This window comes from Rhizobium subbaraonis, assembly GCF_900220975.1.
GTDB lineage: Bacteria > Pseudomonadota > Alphaproteobacteria > Rhizobiales > Rhizobiaceae > Mycoplana > Mycoplana subbaraonis.
The window spans coordinates 1-4,998 of the sequence record NZ_OBQD01000062.1 but is presented as its reverse complement, the minus strand read 5'-3'; the positions used below and the strand labels follow the sequence as shown (position 1 = coordinate 4,998).

Below are 4,998 nucleotides of genomic sequence, written 5' to 3'. Positions count from 1 at the left end.
CTGCTCTCTCTTTCCATTCATCTTGGTCGCACCAAGACCAGCGGCGCCGACAACGACGAAGTGGTCTACCTCAGCGGTCGACCGGTTGATGCCCTTAATGCGTGGCTAAGGGCTGCGAAAATCGACAAGGGCAGTGTATTCAGGGCAATCGATCGCTGGGGCAATGTCTCGCGTCGGCCGCTGGACCCGAAGGCGATCAACGACATTCTAAAGCATCGGGCGGAACGGGCCGGGCTCGATCCGGCGGAGTTTTCAGCGCATGGATTGCGGTCCGGCTATCTGACTGAAGCGGCCAATCGCGGCATTCCACTCGCTGAGGCCATGGAGCAGTCACGCCATAGATCGGTGCAGCAAGCTTCCGAATACTACAATCATGCACAACGGAGGAGCGCACGAGCGTCCCAGCTACTTGCATGATCGCTAAGCGAGCCGTGACTGTCTAATCTGCGAACATTCGGATGGGCCGTATGAGCTCTACAAGAACGCGCAGAGGCGACCGATATCGGTTGAGTTCAGAAGGCCACGAGCGGGCTCGTACCCAGTCACAAGCGCGAGTGCCTTACTACAGCGAGGGATCCCATTTCTGCAATCCCCAGGGCCTGTGTGTCGTGCGTTGCCGCTCCTATACGATTTCTGAACAACAGCCTAAATGTGGCAGGTTGAGATGCCTGAGAGCATCCGCATTGTCGAAATCATAAACATTTCAGCTTAGTGCACGCGGGAAAACATCTGTCGGTAGCGGTCCGATAACTGGATTCAAAGTTTGATTACATACCTCCCGTATCGCCAGATTTAGCGCCTCATCGGTGAAGGGCTTTACCAGCAGCGTCGTCGCCGGAGCCGAAATGGGGGCCTCGTTATACCCTGTGGCGATCACGAAAGGTAGGTCTGGCCGTAGGAACCTGCTCTCCTCCAGAAGTTGGCCGCCTGTCATTTTTGGCATCGCATAATCGGAGACCACGCAGCTGATGTCCGATCGGGTCTCGATCAGTTGAAGAGCCTCCAATGGCGATGTGGTGGCAATAACCTTGGCACCCAGATCTTCCAACATCGCCTCGGTGTTCATCAGCACGAGTGCATCGTCATCCACAGCGAGGATGACCTGGTCTCGCAGATCCACTGGCCAGTTGTTGTCGCCACCGTCTATCCGCTCAACCAGCTGTCCGCCGCCCTCTTGCTCTTGCGGTAGCCATATCTGCACAATGGTACCGGAACCTAGCTCGCTCTTCAGCACCATCAACCCGCCAGTCTGCTCGACAAACCCGGAGACCATCGGCAAACCCAAACCCGTCCCCTTTCCGACCCCTTTCGTGGTGAAGAAGGGATCACGCGCTTTAGACAGTGTTTCCACGTCCATGCCCTCCCCCTCATCGGTTACTGAGAGGCAGATATAGCGGCCACCCGCAAGGGCGGAAGGCGGTTGCTCGTCGACCGAGGCTGCCACTGTGATCGTGCCGCCCTCTGGCATGGCATCTCGTGCATTCACCACAAGATTGAGCAGAGCCATCTCCAATTGATGAGGGTCTACCTTGATTGGGGGCGTTCCAGCCGGTACATCCGTCTTAAGCGAGATGTTTGCAGGCAGTGAACTATTGAGAAGCGGTTGCAAGCTCTCCACGAGAGATTTAACCTCGATGACCTGTGGGTCGAGATTCTGTTTCCTGGCAAAGGCCAACAATCTCTGGGTAAGGCTCGCCCCCCTCTGGGCCGCCTCGAGCGCATTGCCAAGCAACCTCAGCAGCGCCTCGTCCTCCACCATCTTCTTTCGCGCTCGCTCGAGGCTGCCGATGATGACTGTCAGCAAATTATTGAAATCATGAGCCACGCCGCCGGTCAGTTGGCCAATGGCTTCCATCTTCTGCGCCTGTCTTAAGGCTTCCTCGGTTGCCTTGCGCTCGGTCAGGTCGATCAGACCTTCGATGACACGGGGGCTGTCCTCTTCTCTAAGACGCTCGATGCGCGAAGAGATCAGAACATCAAGGATACGTCCGTCGGCAGCGACCAGACGAGAGGGCCGGTCTTTCAGCTCGCCCTGGGCAAGCAGGGCGGGCCAGTCCTCTCGCATGCGCTCGGCGGCAGCATCTTCAGTCATGAATGCGGTGAAAGGGCGCCCGTAGATTTGTGTACGGGACAGTTTCAACAGTGCCAGCCAAGCATCGCTGACTTCCTGGATGCGGCCCTGGTCGTCCAGGGCATGCAAGGGCAAGGGCGTGCCGCGATAGAGCTTTCGAAAACGCTCTTCACCCTCTCGCAGTGACAGGGCTTCTTTTTGGGCGAGTGCGGCAAAACGACGATCGAACATGGCGGCGACAACAGCGGCAAGAAGGATCATCAACGTGACCAAAGCGATGCCCACTGCTAGGCCGCCTTGGCTGAACGTACTCGAGACCAGCCCCGCCGGTTCCTCGCTTGCGTGAAGATGTGCCGCCTTCATTCCTGCAAAATGCATGCCCGAAATTGCAAACCCCATCACAACGGCTGCAGCTCCCTGGTGTAGGGTCCGGCTTCCGCGGAACGCGAGCCACAAGGCCGCAACTGCCGCTCCCAAAGCAATGAGGATCGACAGGCCAACCCATGTCAGGCTGTAGGTCATATGCGCCGGCATGCGCATTGCGGACATGCCGATATAATGCATGGCAACGATACCAGCGCCCATAAACAAGCCGCCAAGACACAAAGCGACCCCGCTTTCTTCCCGACGACTGACAAGCGCAAACCCACCGCCTGTGACCAAAATGGCAATCAGCAGCGACATGGCAGTTAACAATGGATCATAGCTGATCACGATACCCGGCATGGTATAGGCCAGCATGGCGACGAAATGCATGGACCAGATCCCACCCCCCATGCACAAAGCCGCCGCCGCCAGCCATGCCGTTCTTGAGATGCGTGTCGAGGACTCGCGGACCCGTTGAGCAATATCCAAAGCGGTATAGGAGGCAGCCACAGCGATCAGGATCGACAGCGTCACGAGCACCCCGTTATGGCTGCTCACCATCTCCCGTCTCCTGGTGCCGGGAGTGGGGAAACATGCTTTGGTGGGGTCTGCCCTAGGTACATTGCCGCTGACGCCTCAACGTCCAGGTTTGAGTTCAGAGGCTGAGGTGGATCTAGAAGACGTCTGAACATCTGTCTTGCCCGTTGAAGTCGTTCATCAACCGTTTCTTGCGGCTCTGCAACTATCCGGGACACCAATGACGCTTCAAACTTCAAGCCATCGACGAGAACCAAGCAGAGCCGCTCCGCCGATGGAAGGTCGAGGAGACTGGGGACGTAATATGGTGGACTGTGGTCTGGGTTTAGGTTTTCGCCTTCGAACACCGGCAAGCGCGCAAGTTTTGCCAAAAGCCAGCTGAGAGTGCAGGGAAAGTCAGAGACATCGTCCGTTCGCTGAGCCAGCCGTAAGACATGGGCGACAGCCACGTCAGCAGCATGCTCGTCTCCAGCCATGATAAAAGCGACCTGCCTTAACTGCGGCAGGGCCGACACGACATCCGACCGCCATTCATTCATCGCGCACTATCCCCCAGCGCGGCACAAACGCGCCAGAATGGGATTTGTTCCAACGCAAATTAAAAACATCTTGGCAGCGTCTCTGCAGCGGCGTGATTTACAGCCGCTCACCTTCCCAATCATCGATTAGGAACGGGCGAAAGCTGAGGAAGGAACCTTGGCCAGCTGCTCGCGTTCAACAGTGTCACGGAGCCCCACGCCATGAAGTCTGACACGACAACAGTTGCCAGCTGCCTCCCCCACCTGCGTTTTTTTGCGCGGGTCATGTGCGCAAATGCAGACCAAGCGGATAAGGTTGTCGCGGAGTGTCTTATACTTGCACGTCAGCGCTTCACCGCCGCATCACCGATGGGCCTGTTGCCCCAATTGCTAGCCGAACTGGCGACGCTCATTCGGCAGCAAGAGCTGACGAAAGTCTCTGTCGGCACTTCAGCTCAGAAAGGAACAATGGGGGAGTTGCAAAAGCTCCCACCATATCACCGCGACGTCCTCCTTACGGTAGAACTGTTCAACTTGCGGTATTGGGAAGCAGCAGTGATCTGTGATTGCCCGATAGGGACCATCAAGAGCCGATTGAGCCGCGCTAGAACGGCACTTGCAGCCGTTGAGCCTCGGCCTACTAGCCTAGTTCGAGATCAAAGTAGCCGATCCAGGTCCCACCCCGATGTGAAGCCTCCCCTTCATTGACGACAGAGTCCAAGGCGGCGAGCAAGGAGCCGATGGACGAGTGCAAAGAATTCATCCCCATCGCCTTTGCCTCTCAACTCAACCGATGGGCGTTTCCGGCCGGATATCGCCCCGATCGCCAGTTCTCGCGCGTCGGCTGGGAACTTAAGTTCGTTCCTCGAATTAGCGACAGAAAGGAGATCAAAGTGCCCTACAGAGCCTACCAACCTGCGGTCCGCCCGCCAGACGCCGTCATAATCAAGCTCTATACATCTGGGGACCAGATCCGGGGCTATGTTCGCAAGATCGTGGATCCCGCCAAGAACGATACGATCTTTCCAGGCGAAGAGATGGAGCCCGAAGCTGCCTTCAAGTTGGCGGCCAGCCACAGCGAGGCGGAGGCGCCGATTTTCGTTGAGCTGACAGAAGGCGTTCAGTGGGACCCCACCTGGGGGGAGTTGCTCCCCTGACGCACGTCCTCGACCATGTGTGTGAGGCCGTGGGAGAGCTTCGAAGCACTCGCATTGTCACGCTTTATGATGAGCCGATTGGTTCCACCACCGACGGCTTCGAAAGCCCATAGGAAACGCACGGCCAACCGCAGCCGAAGAGCGATGTGGCGCCATAGCGGAAAAACTAGCTATGGCAGCATATGCTCAACGCCGGCGAAATTGGTGTAAATCATATCGCACATCCTGAAGCCATGGAGCGAGCAAGACGTCGCTGCGTATTCCGATGAAGCCGGCCATTGATTCCGAAACGAAGCCGGCCACCCATTCCGATTTCATTCCGGCCAGCATTCCGATTTGAAGCCGGCCA

Annotated in this window: 4 protein-coding genes; 3 read left to right on the top strand and 1 reads right to left on the bottom strand. The window is 57.3% G+C overall.

The genetic code is table 11. From position 1 onward, the window contains the following. A partial coding sequence (locus CRO48_RS31245; protein WP_176526966.1) for a tyrosine-type recombinase/integrase occupies window positions 1–417 on the top strand: 417 nt, incomplete at its 5' end. Between the two features lie 286 nt (window positions 418–703). Here the strand turns inward: CRO48_RS31245 and CRO48_RS31240 are convergent. Next, window positions 704–2,998, bottom strand: a complete 2,295-nt coding sequence (locus CRO48_RS31240) for an MHYT domain-containing protein (RefSeq protein ID WP_097143519.1) — start codon at window positions 2,996–2,998, stop codon at window positions 704–706. A gap of 716 nt (window positions 2,999–3,714) precedes the next feature. Between CRO48_RS31240 and CRO48_RS33610 the strand changes: the two genes are divergently transcribed. Together CRO48_RS33610 and CRO48_RS31230 are read left to right on the top strand one after the other, a co-directional pair. Beyond that, window positions 3,715–4,200 (top strand): sigma factor-like helix-turn-helix DNA-binding protein, encoded by a 486-nt coding sequence (locus CRO48_RS33610; protein WP_097143518.1) that lies wholly within the window; start codon window positions 3,715–3,717, stop codon window positions 4,198–4,200. A gap of 185 nt (window positions 4,201–4,385) precedes the next feature. After that, window positions 4,386–4,649, top strand: a complete 264-nt coding sequence (locus tag CRO48_RS31230; protein WP_097143520.1) for a hypothetical protein — start codon at window positions 4,386–4,388, stop codon at window positions 4,647–4,649. Window positions 4,650–4,998 lie beyond the last annotated feature (349 nt).

Coding starts and splice junctions, on each gene's coding strand:
- CRO48_RS33610 (WP_097143518.1), top strand. CDS start 3,715: ATGAAGTCTGACACGACAACAGTTGCCAGCTGCCTCCCCCACCTGCGT.
- CRO48_RS31240 (WP_097143519.1), bottom strand. CDS start 2,998: ATGGTGAGCAGCCATAACGGGGTGCTCGTGACGCTGTCGATCCTGATC.